Here is a 17,734-nt window from a genome sequence, read left to right on the forward strand (position 1 = left end):
TAAATTCCTATGACTATTAGCTCACCCAGCAAGGCAAACCCAAGCGCGGCTAATGGCAAGGATAATCAACTATCTCAGTTGCGTGTACTCAAAGCCGGCATACAAACTTCTGTACAGGATTTAGGGCGACATGGTCAACGTCACTTAGGGATTAGTCAAAGCGGCGCACTTGACCGATACTCCCTCATGCTGGCGAACAAACTGGTCGGAAATGCCGTGCAATGTGCTGGCATAGAAATCGTCATAGGGCCAGTAGAAATTCAATTCCAACGCGATAGCTGGTTTGCGATTGGCGGTGCTAATTTTGCCGCTCTGCTCGACGGTAAATCCGTCGCCAAAGCATGGCGTCACTTTGCGAAAGCGGGTCAAATTCTGCGACTAACAGGCGCAGTTAAAGAAGCACGAGCTTATCTCGCGGTTGATGGTGGGATAGCGGTTCCACAAGTATTGGGATCGCGCTCGACTGACTTACAGGCCGGCTTCGGCGGCTATCATGGTCGCGCCTTAATGTCTGGTGATGTCCTCGAATTAGGCCCCGCACAAGATTTACAAAAGTCACTGGGTGTCCAACAGCGCATCTGGTCGCCAGAAATTCGCGCCATTCCTGGTCCGGAATATGAGCAATTTAGTTCAGCCGCACGCCAGCAGTTTTGGCAGCAAGCATGGAAACTCAGCCCACAAAGTAATCGTATGGGTTGCCGCTTACAAGGCCTCGCTTTACAACGTACCGTGTCGCAGGATTTACTATCGCATGGCGTCTTACCCGGTGTGGTTCAAGTACCGCCGAACGGACTACCCATCATCTTATTAGCCGATGCACAAACAACCGGAGGTTATCCGAAAATTGCTTGTGTGATCGAAGCCGACTTGTGGAAAGTGGCACAGACACCACCCGGTCACAGTTTTTGTTTTATTCCCGTAGAAAACGACACCGCAATTTTGGCGCAAGAAAAATGGCGGAGAGAATTCGCACGAATTGACTGGATTATTCATGCCTGAATCACAAACAACTCAACAGCAATTGTTATCCATAGACTTAAATGCGGATCTAGGCGAAGGCGCAAGTTGTGATGGGCAAATATTGGCGTTGGTCAGCTCTGCCAATATCGCTTGTGGCGGGCATGCTGGCGACGAGGACAGTATGCGTGTCGCAGTTCAACTCGCGCAACAATATGGTGTCACCATCGGCGCGCATCCCAGCTTCGCAGATAAAGAAAATTTTGGACGAAAGATTCAAACACCACCCTATGATCACGTTGCGCAAGACCTACGTGATCAAATAAGTAGTTTAATACGGATTGCAACGGAACACGGCGCGCATCTACGACATGTCAAACCACACGGCGCTTTATACAATCAAGCGGCTTTTGACCCAATTCTGGCTGATATTATTATTCAGGTCATGCAAGATATTGCACCTCAACTCAGCTTCGTCGCTCTAGCAGGTAGTCCGATAATCGGGCGAGCGCGAGCCGCTGGATTGCAGGTCATTAGCGAAGCATTTGCGGACCGACGCTATCGAACCGATGGCAGCCTGGTGCCACGCTCCCAAGCGAACGCTTGCATAGAGCATCGCGATGAGGCCGTTGCACAAAGTCTACAACTCATAAAAAAGCATCAGCTGTGCACCGTTGACGGAGACATAATCAAAGTACAGGCGGATACCATATGCGTACATGGCGATGGCGTACATGCACTCGCGACGATACAGGCATTACGAGCGGCATTTGACGAACATGGTATCGAAGTGACTAGCCAGACCAAAGCATCAAGTAATGGGTGATTTAAGTTCATTAGCGCGAAAAAACAAATTAAAAATAGCAATATCCACAAAGACCCTCGGAGACCCAGATGGACTTAGCAACTTTACTTCCCCTAGTCGGCATTCCCATCATTGTTTTGGGCTTCGCTTTGAAATTTAATCCCTTGTTGGTCGTCGTCAGTGCGGGTTTAGCCACTGGACTGGCCGTTGGTATGGATTTCGCGTTGCTACTAGAAACCTTCGGTGAAAAATTTATGAACAGCCGACAACTTGCCAGTATTATTTTGATCTTACCTATCATCGCCCTATTAGAAAAATTCGGCCTTAAAGAAAGAGCACAAAGCTGGGTTGCCGGAATCCGTAGCGCAACGACTGGACGTATATTGATGTTGTACATAGTAGTACGGCAGTTCACCTGTTCGCTGGGTCTGATCAGCCTAGGCGGTCAGGCTCAGACGGTGCGCCCCTTACTATTCCCTATGGCCGAAGGGGCTGCAATTAGTCAATATGGTGACTTACCAGAAGCGTTACGCGATCGTATCGCTGCCCACGCTGCCGCTTGCGATAACGTCGCATTATTTTTTGGCGAAGACATCTTTATTGCTTTTGGTGCCGTATTGTTGATGAGTGGATTTCTGAAGGAAAATGGCATCAGCAATGTCGAGCCACTCGAGATAGGTTTATGGGCGATCCCTACTGGTCTTTGCGCTTTAATTATTCACTTGCTGCGTTTGTCATTTTTAGACGCAAAAATCGCGCGTGAGATTGCGGAATATAGAACCCTATCCAGTACGCAAAAGCACACGGACAGCGCGGGGCAAACATTATGAATGCACCACATGTATTGATCAGCATTAACTTGATTTTTTATCTAATTGGCTTCATCGTCATGGCGATAGCCTGGATGAGCTTACGTGATCACAGCAATCCTAAACGCCTGACAACCGCCCTATTTTGGTTTTTGTTTGGCATAGGATTTTTATTCGGCGATCTAATGCTGATGTATTTAGGCAAGGCGCTAACGCACAAATTGCAAGGCATTATCGTCATGCTTTTGGCGTTGCTAGCGGGGTTTAATCTCTTAGGTGCTGGCAAATACAATACCGTGGATAAAGCAACCGTCGATGCAGAAAAAGTGGTTTCTGCTAAACGTCTGGGCAACAAACTTTTTTTACCCGCCATCTGCATTCCGATTGTTACCGTCGTCCTTACCATTGCAGGCAAAGATGTCGCGCTGGGCAATTACGCTTTACTCGACCCAAAAAATCTGACACTCGCCTGTCTGACTTTAGCCTGCGTCATCAGCGTTTTATATGCCTGCAAAATCACAGGCGGCACGCCTGTCACTGCGATACAAGAATCGCGTCGCTTGGTCGATGCGATAGGTTGGGCATTAATTTTGCCATTGATGCTCGCCATGTTAGGCGGTGTATTCGTCGCGGCAAAAACTGGGCTGTCCATACAAACCTTGGTCACGCTCTTGGTTAATCCTGATAGTCGCTTAGCCTTGATCATTATTTACTGCCTAGGTATGGCTTTGTTCACCATGATTATGGGGAATGCCTTTGCAGCATTCCCCGTGATGGCGACCGGTATTGCTTTACCTTTTTTGATTCAGCAGCATCACGCTAATCCTGCACCATTGGTGGCAATGGGCATGCTGTCCGGTTACTGTGGCACCTTGATGACACCGATGGCGGCCAATTTCAATATTATCCCCGCAGCATTACTAGAGCTTAAAGACAAATACCTGGTCATTAAATATCAGATTCCAACCGCTGTTGCGGTCTTAGTCTGTAATATCGGTTTGATGTATTTCATCGTCTAATTTCGTTTTCGACTTTCATCTTCCAAATGAGTCTACTCTATGCCGCACATCTTACTCACCGGGTTTGAGCCCTTCAATAACGAGATCACCAATCCAGCTTGGGAAGTTGTGAAGCTGTTTAAAGATAAAAAAATCTTAGCAAATCATACAGTCCACATCGCGCAATTACCCTGTGAATTTGGTCAATCCAATACAGTATTGACGACGTTACTCGCTCAGATTCAGCCGGAAATTGTTATTTGCGTTGGACAAGCTGGCGGTCGTGTCGACATCAGTCTGGAACGTATCGCGATCAACATAGATGATGCGCGCATTCCCGATAATGCGGGGGCGCAGCCTATCGATCAGAGTATTGTGCCAGAGGGACCCGCAGCTTACTTCAGCACACTGCCAATCAAAGCCATCGTTAAGAATCTGCGAGACAACGGTATTCCAGCTAGTGTTTCGCAAACTGCAGGCACCTATGTCTGCAACCATGTATTCTATGGGTTGATGCATTATGCCAACAAATCTAGTCAGATTTTACGCGCAGGTTTTGTACATATACCTTACCTACCGAATCAGGCATGCGCTCATCCTGGTGCAGCAAGTATGGCATTAGAACAAATGAAAAAAGCACTTAATCTCGTTCTCGAGACCAGCATTACCCAAGTAAATGACCTGAAACTAGGTGCTGGAACAACACATTAATCGCACTAGATGGACTTTATTTTGTAAGATTTTTTTCAAAGCATGTTGATCCTTGGGCGCCATATTCTATTTCTTGGCTGTTTGCAGCACTCAAACTCAAAAGCCAAGCTTCATTTTATTATGACCTTTTGGCATCCTGCACAGTACAATACAAATCCATAAAGAAACATTCGCTAGTGCAAAAGCCATCCCGTCCACGTCGCCGCGGAGTTAAGCATGCTGGGTTCGTTGAAAAAACCGAAAATCCTGATTGTCGAAGTCGATGAGCTAGTCGGGATTTTCATACAACTTAAAATTGAACTGTATGGCTGCCAAACCATAGGGCAAGCCAATCGCGGTGATGAGGCGATTCGACTTGCCTGTGAGTTAAAACCCGATCTAATATTAATGAACACTCAGTTGGTCGGTGATATGGATGGAATTACCGCGGCCGAACGAATTTACAAGCACTATACGGTACCCGTTATTTTCCTGACCAATCGACGGTCGGACGAAGAATTCGAAAGAACCACCCGAGCCAACGGCTTTGGTTACATTATCAAACCCTTTTCGGATCAAGAATTACGCACTGTCATCGAGATGGCGCTGTACAAACATGAAGCAAAGTCTCGTCTATTAATTAGCGATCTTGCTCTGAAAGTCATTTCGCAAGGCGTCATCATCACGACCCCCGATCAAGTCATCGTTTCGGTCAATGATGCTTTTATTAAACAAACTGGTTACAGCAATCAAGAAATTGTCGGTAACACCTGTCGCATGATTCAAGGTCCATTGACCAGTGAAACTTCGCGGCTAGCCATTCGTGAGGCAGTCGCGGCGAGACAGCCTTACAACGGTGAAATTCTCAACTACCGTAAAGACGGCAGTTTTTTTTGGAATGAACTCAGCATTACGCCAGTCTTTGATGATCAAGGTCAATTAGCCCATTTTGTTGGCGTGACGCGCGATATCACCGACCGAAAAAGTACATTGGAAGCGCTAAGGCAAAGTGAACATGACTTATTAGAAGCGGAAAAATCGAGTCGGGTCGGACATTGGATCTGGGTTGCAGAAACCAACAAAATTTCCTGGTCTGATGAAATGAAGCGCATTTGGCAACGTGACCCTGATGAGTTCGATGGTGATCTGTTCGAAATGATACGTCGCACTGTGCTGCCAGAAGATCAGCCATTCATAATCAAGACTTGCAAAGAGGCCTTCGAGTCCAAAGAAGACTACGACCCTTTTGAATATCGCATTCTTTTACCCGACAACAGCATACGATCCATATGGGCGAAAACTGGACGCAAACAAAAAGACGCGCAAGGCAGAATCACACGTTTGACCGGTACCGTACAGGACATCACAGAGCGCAAGCAACAAGAAGAAGAGCGTCAGCTCAACCACGCTTTAATGGAACAAGCCTTCGGCAGCTCACCTATCGGTATGGCACTTGTCGATCTCGAAGGAAAATTCCTCAAGGTCAACCGGGTACTGTGCGATATGCTGGGTTATCCAGAAACAGAATTGCTGCAAAATGACTGGCGTCAACATGCTCACCAAGATGATGCTGAAAATGACAAACTACTACTAAAACAATTACTCAGTGGCGCTGTTGAACGCTATGAAATCTACAAACGCTACTGCCACAAAGACGGTGATTTCCTTTGGTTACAGATCAATGTCTCACTATTGCGTGATACGGACGGACTTCCGCTGAACTTTGTCACACAGATTCAAGACATCACGCAGCGCCTCAGCGCCGAAGCACATTTAAACCAATTATCACAAGCGGTGGAGCAAAGTACCGAAGCAATCATCATTACCGACGTGATCGGTAAAATCGAATACGTCAACGATACCTTCGTGCGTAAATCTGGTTTTAGCAAGTTAGAGGTCATTGGTAAGTACCCAAATATCTTAAACTCAGGCATGACACCAACGGAAACCTTTACGACATTGTGGAAGACCGTGCGTGCGGGTAACACCTGGAAAGGCGAACTCATCAACCGGCGCAAGGACGGATCGCTATCAACGGAATATGCCACTATCTCCCCCTTACGTCAGTCAGACGGTAGCATCTCCCATTTTGTCTCAACGCAGGAAGATATTAATGAAAAAAAACAGCTCGGCGAAGAACTCGACAAGCACCGACATCATCTGGAAGAACTGGTAGAAAGTCGTACCAAAGAGTTGGCTATAGCGCGCCAATTAGCAGAAGCAGCGAATCAAGCCAAAAGCAACTTTATCGCGAATATGAGTCATGAAATACGCACGCCAATGAACGGTGTGTTGGGAATGACCTATCTGGCACTGGCCGCCGCTACAGATCCCAAACAACGCGACTACCTACAAAAAATACACTTATCTGGACAGCACCTACTGCACATTGTGGATGATATTTTAGATTTTTCTAAAATTGAGGCCGGCAAAATGACCATCGAGGGCATTGATTTTAGCCTGGATGAATTGCTAGGCAAATTACTGACGATCATGAATACCAAACTTGCTGGTCGTCAACTACAACTGCGTATTCAGGTTGACCCCGACGTACCGCGTCAAATGCATGGCGACCCACACCGCTTGAGTCAAATTCTCATCAATTATACGAACAACGCAATTAAGTTCACCGAACGTGGAGAAATCAAAATTCACGTGAAACGTGCACAAGAATTAGCCGAAGCATGGTTAATCCGCTTCGAGGTCAAAGATCCAGGTATTGGTATGAGTGAGGAGCAACAAAAAAAACTATTTCAATCATTTGAACAAGCTGACAGTTCAACTACCCGTAAATTTGGCGGTACGGGATTGGGCTTAGCAATCAGTAAGCAACTAGCGTTATTAATGGGCGGGGAAGTGGGCGTTCAAAGTGAATTAGGCAAAGGCAGTACCTTTTGGTTCACCGCTATGCTTGCTCAGAGCAAACTACAAGGAGTAGACGCGACACGCCAGCAGAACCAACATAATCCACTGGCACGACTCAAAAAGATTAATCAAGGCCAGTCACAAATTCATATCCTATTTGTTGACGACAATGAGTTTAATCAACAAGTTGGAACGGAGTTATTAGAAACAGCAAACTGCCAAGTAATACTCGCTGCAGATGGCCTACAAGCGGTCAATTTAGTAAAACAAAAGCTGCACAGATTTGACTGCATCTTGATGGATATACAAATGCCTGTCATGGACGGACTTGAGGCAACCCGACAAATTCGGGCGATCCCAGAATTTGCTACCCTACCGGTAGTCGCAATTACGGCCAACGCAATGAAAGAGGACCGTGTCTATTGTCTAACGACAGGCATGAACGATTTTATTCCCAAACCATTCTCTCCCGATTTACTATATTCCACGCTATTGCATTGGGTTGATCGAGAATTGAACAATACGGATAACGAAACAATATCGGTCATTTCGGAAACCCAAAAACAAGACAAACCTACAGCAATTGAGGCTAACATTGATCTGAGTATATTAGCAAAATTAGTCGGCAACTCAGCAGAGAAAATCGGCAAATTTGCACTGAAATTTTTGGACTCAGCGCAACGGGGATTGCAAGAAATTGAAGAGGCACAAAAGAATCAAGATCTGGCAGCAATAGCTGCTCTTGGGCATAAGCTCAAATCAAGTGCGCGCACCGTGGGTGCTATTCAATTTGGCGAACTCTGCCACCAACTTGAGGGTTTAATACCCTCGGGAAACATGGCGCAAGCAAAACCCTTGATAGCTCAATTGCGACCTATGTTGGACCAAGTTGAAATTGAGATCCAACACTATCTGAATCCTCAAACTGCAATTGAGACAGGGGTCAGCGCCATACATGTCGATACGGTTTCGAAAACAGACAAAAATTTCAAACTAAAGCCAGACTTACATATCTTAGTATTGGAAGATGACCCAATTGATATGGAAATCGCTTGTACAATTTTACGTAAAGCAGGTGTTAATCGTATCTCTAACTGTAGCAATGGGGCTCATGCTCTTGCCATATTGAATAACCATCAGCCGGAAATCATACTTTGTGATCTGACTATGCCTGGAATGGATGGCATTAGTTTCTTACGTATTGTTGCCGAAAATGACTATCAAGGGGGAATCATTATCCTGAGCGCTGCGGATCGTAGTGTGATTAAGGCCGCCGAAAATCTGGCGCGAGCTTACGGTTTGAACTTGTTAGGTTCATTGCAAAAACCCTTAGAAACTGAAGAGATGTTGGAAGTGCTGACCCGCCAGTCCTCTTTACCTGCACATTCAAGTGCATTACCCAAAGTGACTTTACTATCGTTAGAAGAATTGAAAAAAGGACTTGCTGAGGATTGTTTAGAAATTCACTTTCAACCAAAAATCTCGATCAGCGCGAAGCGTATCACCGGCGCAGAATGTCTCGCGCGCTGGCGTCATCCTATTCGCGGCTTGCTCGGCCCTTCTGCTTTTGTATCAGGACTTGAAAAACACGGTCTCATAGACACAATGAGTAAGATAGTCTTGGAGAAAAGTGCAATACAACTGCGTCAATGGCATAAACAAGGGCACCAAATAAAGCTGTCAGTTAATATTTCTATGGACAATTTAACTCAGCTCGATTTGCCGGAACAATTTGAATCGATTTTGCAATCAACTGGCGTGCGTCCCTCACAATTCATTTTAGAACTGCCCGAACCACGTCTTATGGAAAATCTGACGGTTAGCCTAGAGATACTGACACGACTGCGTCTGAAAGGATTCGGCTTATCGATCGATGATTTTGGCACTGGGTTTTCAACTATGGAGAATCTCAAACAATTACCTTTCACCGAGTTAAAAATTGATCGCGCCTTTGTGAATGCCGCTTTGGACCACGAAGCAGCAAGAGCAATCTTCAATTCTAGTATTCAACTAGGCAAGATATTTAATTTAAATTTGGTCGCAGAAGGCGTCGAAACAAAACAAGATTGGGACTTCATCGTGGACTCCGGTTGTGACGATGTACAAGGCTACTTCGTGGCTCCAGCCATGCCTGCGAGCGAATTCCTTGAATGGAAAATCGCTTGGGAGAAGAAATTAAAACGTGAAAATTAGAGCGAGATATTGGGACAAGAAAACTGGCTAAATAGCACTTTTGCCGTTTTCTTGAGCTTGCTTTTTATTGCTTGCTTTGCTTTATCACTTCTTGCCAGTGCCATTGAAAAAATTGACCGAAGCACTTTCTAGTGACAATTTTTACCCAAAGGATGGAGCCCATCCCGAACACAAATTCAAAGCGATATCGACGTCTTAGTGTGTTGATCGTAGACGACGATTTCCAGGTGGACTTTGTTTCCTCAATATTAGATGAATTAGGTGTCAGTTAAATAATGGCGGCAAATGGTGGCAAAGCGGGCTTACTCGCTTTTGACAATGCAAAAGCGAGACCTGATCTTTTGCTTTGTGATATACAAATGCCAGATATTGACGGTTTTGAAATTATGAAGAAAATGAGTGAAAGACAATTTGCTGGTGGTGTCGTAATCATGTCCGCTCAAAGTTCGCGCATCATGCATTCGGCCGTTCTGGTTGCGCAATTGTCGCGCCAAAATTTTCTTGGCAATATAACCAAACCCGTCAGCAAGGAAGCAATCGTTGAGAAAATCAATCAAATGCTCGCCAACTAGCAAATTATTCTCTGATCCATTATTTGTCTTGTTTTAAACAATTAAATTAAATTTGTTGGCAGCAAGACACCAACTAGCGCATAAATCTTAGATAAAATTCTGCATTGTTTTTATAAGCTTGAATTGTCTTATAATGCCCGCGCAAATCTGCGGGCATTTTTATTCTTTATCCTTTTTGCTATTTCTTCCATGAATACTCTGCTCTGGCTAGTTGTAATTTACTGGGTTATTTCCGTTGGCCTGGGACTCTACGCAGCACGTTACGTTAATAATTCCAAAGATTTCGCGGTCGCTGGACGTTCCCTGCCTATGTACATTGTCACCGCGACCGTATTTGCAACCTGGTTTGGTTCCGAAACCGTGCTGGGCATTTCCTCCACCTTCGTGAAGGAGGGTTTAAAAGGTGTAGTGGCTGATCCATTTGGCTCCTCTTTATGTCTGATATTTGTGGGCCTTTTCTTCGCGCGACCACTCTACAGAATGAATCTGCTGACCATCGGCGACTATTACAAAGCCAAATACGGTCGTACCGTTGAGGTTTTGGTATCGCTTTGTATTGTTGTTTCTTACCTCGGTTGGGTAGCTGCCCAAATTAAGGCACTCGGCCTCGTCTTTAGCGTCGTATCAGGCGGTGCAGTTGATATGAACACAGGCATGATGATCGGTGCTGGCAGCGTCCTAATCTACACACTGATGGGCGGTATGTGGTCGGTTGCAATTACCGATTTCTTGCAAATGATCATCATTATGATAGGCATGCTGTACATGGGCTGGGAAGTTTCCAACATGGTTGGTGGTGCCGGCGCCGTGATTAACCATGCCGTCAATGCCGGCAAGATGGAATTTTGGCCTGCGCCAACGACCCGTGAGGTTCTGTGGTTCTTCGCCGCTTGGATCACCATGATGCTAGGATCAATTCCACAGCAAGACGTATTTCAACGAGTTGCTTCCGCCAAAACTGAAAATGCGGCAGCTAATTCCGCCGTTCTTGGCGGCAGCCTATATTTCTTGTTTGCTTTCATTCCGATGTTTCTGGCCTATTCAGCAACATTGATTGATCCAACGATGGTGGCTAAGCTGATTAACACCGATTCTCAAATGATTTTGCCAACATTGATCATGACACACATGCCTTTGTTCGCTCAAGTGATGTTCTTTGGTGCCCTACTGTCAGCGATTAAGAGCTGTGCCAGTGCCACCTTATTGGCACCATCCGTGACGTTTTCTGAAAACATTTTGAAACCCTTCTTCCCAAATCAGTCGGATAAACAGTTTCTGTTCATGATGCGTGTGGTGGTCTTGATATTTACCGCGGTTGTGACCTTATTTGCGATGAACACGGAAGCAAGCATCTACAAAATGGTGGAGAACGCCTACAAAGTGACTTTGGTAGCGGCCTTTATTCCATTGGCTTTTGGTCTGTACTGGAAGCCTGCAACAAGACAAGGTGCTATTTTGTCTATCATATTAGGTTTAAGTTCTTGGATTCTGCTGGAAGTGAATGCGCCTGAAGAATTCTGGCCGCCGCAATTGGTTGGGGTCTTGATGAGCTTGGCGGGGATGCTGTTCGGCTCGCTTCTACCGCAATTCAAAGGAAAACTTGCCCATTAAGCAAATTTAATAAGTAAACCGGCTTTTGCATGGCAATCTAAAACTCAAAAAGCAAGCAAGTATCCTTAGGATATTCTAAAGCCCTGAGGCAATTCTGCAAAAATTGCCTGTAAACCGTTATAATTCAGGGTTTTACAAGTTTTCCTAAGGATAAAAATGCCTATCTATGCTTATCGCTGCGATGAATGTGGCTTTGCCAAAGATGTGCTGCAAAAAATGTCGGAAGACCCACTCACGGTTTGCCCTGAATGCAATCAGCCAGCCTTCAAAAAACAAGTCACAGCGGCGGGCTTTCAATTAAAGGGCTCGGGTTGGTATGTGACCGACTTCCGTGGTGGAGCAGGAAATGCAGCGGCAACTGGCGTTGCTGCTAAAAACGAAGATAAAACCGGTGAATCTACAGCAACAGACGCACCAGGTAGCACTGCACCAGCGGTCAGCACATCAAGTACGGATAGCGGCACCGCTGTCAGCACAAGTAGCACTGGCAGCAGCGATAACAAAGCAGCATAAGCAAATCGAACCAAAAAGATTCAGGACCTATGCGTAAATATTTTATTACTGGCTTATTGATACTTGTCCCACTCGCGATCACCGCGTGGGTATTGCATGCCGTCATCAGCACCATGGATCAATCGCTACTGTTACTACCCGAGCAGTGGCGCCCCGAAGCCCTAATTGGCTTTAGGATTCCTGGCTTAGGCGCGGTGCTCACCGTCTTAATCATATTTGTTACGGGTTTATTAACCAAAAATTTTATTGGTAAATATGTCGTCAGTCTATGGGAAAAATTACTCAATCGGATTCCCATCGTCAACTCGATTTACTCCAGTGTCAAACAAGTTTCTGACACGCTGTTTTCTTCGTCCGGCAACGCCTTTAGTAAAGCCTTGTTGATTCAGTATCCGCGCGAAGGGTCTTGGACTATCGCTTTTCTGACTGGCAAACCAGGTCATGCAGTCGCCCAACATCTCGATGGTGACTTCGTCAGCGTCTATGTCCCAACCACCCCCAACCCAACATCTGGGTATTTTCTGATTATCCCCAAAAAGGATGCGATTGAACTTGATATGAGTGTCGATACGGCGCTGAAATACGTAGTTTCTATGGGTGTCGTCGCGCCTGAGGCGGCAGAGCAAGCAGCAACGGCGCAAAACAAGATTTGTAATTAATGTTGTTCAAGACCCTATCTATGCGAATTGAACAAGCCTCACGCTTAGCGAATTAACATCAAAGCTATTAACTTTTAAGAAAACAGGTAAGAAATTATGTCCATGCGTACCAACTACTGCGGCCTTACTACTGAAGCATTACTCGGCCAAACCGTCAGCCTGTGTGGCTGGGTGCATCGCCGTCGTGATCACGGTGGGGTTATTTTTATCGATTTGCGCGACCGTGAAGGTTTGGTGCAAGTAGTATGCGATCCTGATCGCGCTGAAGTCTTTAAGAATGCAGAGACTATACGTAATGAGTTTTGCTTACGCATCACAGGTATCGTACGCAATCGCCCTGATGGCACGATTAATAATAATTTGAAGTCAGGCAAAATCGAAGTCTTGTGCCATGATTTAGAGATTCTGAATCCATCCGTCACGCCACCGTTCCAGTTAGACGATGATAATCTGTCTGAAACAACGCGTTTGACACATCGCGTTTTAGACTTGCGTCGTCCACAAATGCAAAATAATTTGCGTTTGCGTTACAAAGTCGCGATGGAAGTACGTAAATTCCTCGACGAAAACGGCTTTATCGACATCGAAACTCCGATGTTGACCAAATCGACACCAGAAGGTGCACGTGATTATCTAGTCCCATCTCGCGTCAATGCCGGTAATTTCTTCGCTTTGCCACAATCACCACAGTTATTCAAACAACTGTTGATGGTCGCAAACTTTGACCGCTACTACCAAATCACCAAATGCTTCCGCGACGAAGACTTGCGCGCAGATCGTCAGCCAGAATTCACGCAGATCGACTGCGAAACTTCATTCATGAGCGAACAAGAAATTCGCGATATGTTTGAAGGCATGATCCGTGGCGTATTCAAGAAAACACTGGATATCGATTTGCCTAACCCATTCCCAGTCATGGACTTCGCTGAAGCGATGGGTCTGTATGGTTCCGACAAACCAGATATGCGCGTGAAATTGCAATTCACCGACTTGACCGAAGTCATGAAAGACGTGGACTTTAAAGTCTTCTCCAACGCAGCGAACATGCACAATGGCCGCGTAGTCGGCATGTTAGTTCCAGGCGGTGGAAGCATGCCTCGCTCTGAAATCGACGCTTACGATCAATTCGTGCGCATCTACGGCGCTAAAGGTTTGGCTTATATCAAAGTCAATGACAAAGCGGCTGGTCGCGATGGTTTACAAGCGCCTATCGTGAAGAACTTGCACGACGCAGCCCTGGCAAAAATTCTGGAATTGACTGGCGCGAATGATGGCGATTTAATTTTCTTCGGCGCAGACAAAGCTAAAGTCGTCAACGATGCGATTGGTGCATTACGCGTGAAAATCGGTCACAGCGAATTCGGCAAAAACAATGGCTTGTTCGAAGATGCATGGCGCCCACTATGGGTAATCGACTTCCCTATGTTTGAACACGATGAAGAAAACGATCGTTGGACTGCGACCCACCATCCATTCACCGCACCAAAAGATGGCCATGAAGATTTGATGGAAACCGATCCGGGCAAATGTATCGCTAAAGCCTACGACATGGTCTTGAACGGTTGGGAACTCGGTGGTGGCTCCGTGCGTATTCACCGCGCTGAAGTACAAAGCAAAGTATTCCGCGCATTGAAGATCAATGATGACGAAGCACAATTGAAATTCGGTTTCTTGCTCGACGCTTTGCAATACGGCGCGCCTCCGCATGGTGGTTTGGCGTTCGGCTTGGATCGTATCGTGACGATGATGACCGGTGCGGAATCAATCCGTGATGTGATCGCTTTCCCGAAAACACAACGTGCACAATGTTTGCTGACGCAAGCCCCATCTGAAGTCGATGAAAAGCAATTAAAAGAATTGCATATTCGTCTGCGTGCAGTGGAGCCTAAAGTCGTATAAGCCGATACGCACAATCTAAGACAAAATGGCAGACTTCGGTCTGCCATTTTTTTGTTCCGGATTGAGTAAAAATACGATCAAGGAAAACGGTATACTATGTCTCACTCAAGCCTATTACAATGAAACACCGTGTCCTATAAAATCCCTGAATCCGTTCTCGTTATCATCTACTCCCCTGAACTCGAGGTGCTTCTTCTGGAGCGGGCCGATAGACCAGGTTTTTGGCAATCGGTCACGGGCTCTAAGGATAGCATGGAGGAAGACTTAGCATTTACCGCACAACGCGAGGTCCTGGAGGAGACGAGTATTGACGCCAGCTTGCATACACTCAGTGATTGGAAACTGAGTAATGTGTATGAAATTTACCCCGTTTGGCGCCATCGCTATGCTCCAGGTGTGACACAAAACAAAGAGCATGTGTTTGGCTTATGTGTGCCGCGCCAAACTTCCGTTACACTAGCTCCACGCGAACATTTGCGCTTTGAATGGTTACCCTTAAAAGAAGCCGCTGATCGCTGTTTTTCCGCATCAAACGCCGAGGCTATTCTTCAGCTCGGGCGACGACTGCAAACATAGAGCTCTGTAACATCAATCAGGAAGTACTGCCATGAAACTACGCATCGCCACCTACAATATTCATAAAGGGGTGACTGCGTTTGGACGCAAGACACGCATCCATGAATTGAAAGAAGCGATCAAAACACTCGATGCCGATATCGTTTTCCTGCAAGAAGTACAAGGCCAACACGACCACCATGCCAAACGGCACGACACATGGCCGAGTCAAGCACAACATGAATTTCTAGCAGGCGATACACATCAATGCGTCTATGGTATGAATGCAGTGTATGAGCACGGGCATCATGGCAATGCCTTACTAAGTCGTTTGCCGATCAAAACATCAACCAATCGTGATATTTCTGATCATGCTTATGAACAACGTGGCATCTTGCATGTGGTGGTCCAAATAGCAGAATTGGAAGCACACTGCTTTGTTATTCACCTAGGCTTATTTGCTGCTAGCCGACGTCGTCAAGTTCAAGCACTGATTCAACAGATAAAAGAACACGTTCCGCCTCAATCGCCATTGATCATCGCTGGTGACTTTAATGATTGGAGCCAGCGTTTGAGTCACACTTTATACAAAGAACTGAATGTCATTGAAGCTTTCGACAGCGCCCCGCAACTAGGGATAGAACAATTGGCGCCAAAGTTTAAGCTGCGTGGTATCGGCCTAGGACAAAACGCTCATGCCCGCACCTTTCCAGCTGGACTGCCTTGGCTCAGTCTTGATCGCATCTACCTCCGTGGCTTCAAGGTTGAGCATGCGAGAGTCATGCAAGGCGGGTCATGGAAAACTTTATCAGACCATGTGCCGCTCAGTGTCGACCTAAGTTTAAATCGATTTGACTTGATCACTAAGCATTTAGGCTGACGCACGATGCCAAAGATCCTTTACCAAAGTGGGAATCATTTACAACTACACTATACGGGTGAAGCCTTTTTCCCCGCGTTACTTTCCGCAATCGATCAAGCCCGCGAAGAAATTTACCTCGAAACCTATATTTTCGCGCATGACCAAAGTTCAAAAGAAATTGAAGTCGCCTTAATCAAAGCAGCAGCGCGCGAAGTACGGGTTCAAGTCATCATTGATTGGGTCGGCAGCGGTCGCGATGCCAGTATGAAATTGCAAGCGCGTTTTGCACAAAATGGCGTGAGCTGTCGTGTCTTCAATATATGGTTTCGTCGTGGCTTGGTACGCACCCATAGAAAACTTTGCGTGGTCGATAGGGAGACTGCCTTCATTGGCGGTATCAATATCGTTGACGACCTGCTAACTAACGATATACCCCCAAGACAACTCCCCTTTCCTCGCTGGGATTTTGCCATTCAAGCGCAAGGAAGTTGCGTTTCGACGATCCACAAAGAACTTACCGCAGAATGGCTAAAACTTGGCAAAATACCTCTCTTAAATCGCCTGCGCTTGGCCAGAGAGTTACGCCGGACAACTACCATCAGAGGCACTGACGGCAGCGCGGCTGCCGTCGTCTTTCGCGATAATTTACGCCATCGTTTTTCGATTCAAAGCGCCTATTTGCGTGCTCTTGGTAGAGCCAAAACCAAAGCCTATTTTGCCAATCCCTATTTTGCCCCCGGTCGTCGTTTGCGCAATGGCTTAATCAATGCGGCGAAGCGCGGCGTAGATGTGCGGCTACTATTAGGTGTCGGTGAGTTTGATCTACAAGACCTCGTGGCGCAATCGTATTACCCACGGCTGCTGATGCATGGCATCAGAATTTATGAATACCACCGCACACAAATGCATGCCAAAGTGGCAGTCATTGATGGTCAATGGAGTACCGTTGGCTCGAGCAATTTTGACGGCCTTAGCCTTTTCTTAAATCATGAAGCAAACATTCTAATCAACGACAGTGTATTGGGAAGTAAGCTCGAACAGCACCTAATGAAGGGCTTTGAAGAAGCGGTCGAGATTACGGCCGACACCGTCGCTAAACAAAGTTTTTTTCGGCAAATGAAAAATCGATTCGCTTACATGCTGTACCGTTGGGTATTACAATTAGCCACCTTAGGTCAATATCGTTAATTCTGTTTATGAGTTCTTCCACTTCTTTGCGCATCGATAAATGGCTTTGGGCCGCCCGTTTTTTTAAGACACGTAGCCTTGCGACCAACTCGGTTGAACTTGGACGAGTCCTTCAAAACGAACAAAGGGTTAAGCCGGCCCATGCCGTCAAACTCGGCGATCAGCTGGAAATTCAACAGGGCGAGCAAACATGGACTGTCGTCGTTTTGGGATTAAGTGAGGTGCGCGGACCAGCTCCGGTCGCACAAACCCTATATCAAGAAACCGAGGAGAGCAAAGAAAAGCGCCAACAGCGCGCCGAAAACCGCCGCATGCAGGTGGAGCCAAGCATACACATTCAAAGCCGCCCCACTAAGAAACAACGTCGCCAACTCACTCATATTAGTTTCGACTGAGCCAATCACGGGATTCTCAAGCCATGGCAAGCGCTGACCATGTACTTTCTCAATAAACATCATTCCGATGTTGAATAATTGCAAGCTTTTTGGATCGATGGCGTTTACTTTCTTCTGAATCAGTATATATTGTCTAGATGGAATTTTTATACGCAAAATCGGT

15 protein-coding genes are annotated in these 17,734 nt (G+C 46.2%); all 15 read left to right on the top strand.

Annotation, left to right across the window (positions count from 1 at the left end):
• Positions 1-9: 9 nt before the first annotated feature.
• The 15 genes from ACO0KZ_RS02715 (at position 10) to ACO0KZ_RS02785 (ending at position 17,571) form a co-directional block, all read left to right on the top strand.
• A complete protein-coding gene (locus tag ACO0KZ_RS02715; protein WP_422992458.1) occupies positions 10-999 on the top strand; it encodes a biotin-dependent carboxyltransferase family protein in 990 nt (329 codons plus the stop codon).
• Positions 992-1,783, top strand: coding sequence for a 5-oxoprolinase subunit PxpA (gene pxpA, locus ACO0KZ_RS02720; protein ID WP_422992460.1), 792 nt, complete (start codon positions 992-994; stop codon positions 1,781-1,783). The genes ACO0KZ_RS02715 and pxpA overlap by 8 nt, the downstream gene beginning before the upstream one ends.
• A 68-nt stretch (positions 1,784-1,851) precedes the next feature.
• On the top strand, positions 1,852-2,592 hold the full coding sequence (locus ACO0KZ_RS02725) for a DUF969 domain-containing protein (RefSeq protein ID WP_422992462.1): 741 nt from the start codon (positions 1,852-1,854) through the stop codon (positions 2,590-2,592).
• Complete coding sequence (locus ACO0KZ_RS02730) at positions 2,589-3,590, top strand: DUF979 domain-containing protein (protein WP_422992464.1); 1,002 nt, start codon at positions 2,589-2,591, stop codon at positions 3,588-3,590. The genes ACO0KZ_RS02725 and ACO0KZ_RS02730 overlap by 4 nt, the downstream gene beginning before the upstream one ends.
• Positions 3,591-3,629: 39 nt before the next feature.
• On the top strand, positions 3,630-4,280 hold the full coding sequence (gene pcp / locus ACO0KZ_RS02735; protein ID WP_422992466.1) for a pyroglutamyl-peptidase I: 651 nt from the start codon (positions 3,630-3,632) through the stop codon (positions 4,278-4,280).
• A 216-nt stretch (positions 4,281-4,496) separates the two neighbouring features.
• Positions 4,497-9,317 (top strand): PAS domain S-box protein, encoded by a 4,821-nt coding sequence (locus tag ACO0KZ_RS02740; protein WP_422992468.1) that lies wholly within the window; start codon positions 4,497-4,499, stop codon positions 9,315-9,317.
• A gap of 275 nt (positions 9,318-9,592) precedes the next feature.
• Positions 9,593-9,889: a response regulator gene (locus ACO0KZ_RS02745; RefSeq protein WP_422992470.1), complete on the top strand. Its 297-nt coding sequence runs from the start codon at positions 9,593-9,595 to the stop codon at positions 9,887-9,889.
• 189 nt (positions 9,890-10,078) lie between these two features.
• Entirely contained in the window at positions 10,079-11,500 is a 1,422-nt protein-coding gene (locus ACO0KZ_RS02750) for a sodium:solute symporter family protein (protein WP_422992472.1), read from the top strand.
• Positions 11,501-11,656: 156 nt separating this feature from the next.
• Positions 11,657-12,013, top strand: coding sequence for an FmdB family zinc ribbon protein (locus ACO0KZ_RS02755; protein ID WP_422992474.1), 357 nt, complete (start codon positions 11,657-11,659; stop codon positions 12,011-12,013).
• A 29-nt stretch (positions 12,014-12,042) separates the two neighbouring features.
• Positions 12,043-12,672, top strand: coding sequence for a DUF502 domain-containing protein (locus tag ACO0KZ_RS02760; protein WP_422992476.1), 630 nt, complete (start codon positions 12,043-12,045; stop codon positions 12,670-12,672).
• Positions 12,673-12,768: 96 nt separating this feature from the next.
• On the top strand, positions 12,769-14,571 hold the full coding sequence (aspS, locus tag ACO0KZ_RS02765; RefSeq protein ID WP_422992478.1) for an aspartate--tRNA ligase: 1,803 nt from the start codon (positions 12,769-12,771) through the stop codon (positions 14,569-14,571).
• A 129-nt stretch (positions 14,572-14,700) separates the two neighbouring features.
• Positions 14,701-15,147 (top strand): dihydroneopterin triphosphate diphosphatase, encoded by a 447-nt coding sequence (nudB, locus tag ACO0KZ_RS02770; protein ID WP_422992480.1) that lies wholly within the window; start codon positions 14,701-14,703, stop codon positions 15,145-15,147.
• Between the two features lie 31 nt (positions 15,148-15,178).
• Positions 15,179-16,006, top strand: a complete 828-nt coding sequence (locus ACO0KZ_RS02775) for an endonuclease/exonuclease/phosphatase family protein (protein WP_422992482.1) — start codon at positions 15,179-15,181, stop codon at positions 16,004-16,006.
• A gap of 6 nt (positions 16,007-16,012) precedes the next feature.
• Positions 16,013-17,176, top strand: coding sequence for a phospholipase D-like domain-containing protein (locus tag ACO0KZ_RS02780; RefSeq protein WP_422992484.1), 1,164 nt, complete (start codon positions 16,013-16,015; stop codon positions 17,174-17,176).
• 8 nt (positions 17,177-17,184) lie between these two features.
• Complete coding sequence (locus ACO0KZ_RS02785) at positions 17,185-17,571, top strand: RNA-binding S4 domain-containing protein (protein WP_422992486.1); 387 nt, start codon at positions 17,185-17,187, stop codon at positions 17,569-17,571.
• Positions 17,572-17,734 lie beyond the last annotated feature (163 nt).

The organism is Undibacterium sp. Di24W (assembly GCF_049340325.1).
Lineage (GTDB): Bacteria > Pseudomonadota > Gammaproteobacteria > Burkholderiales > Burkholderiaceae_D > Undibacterium.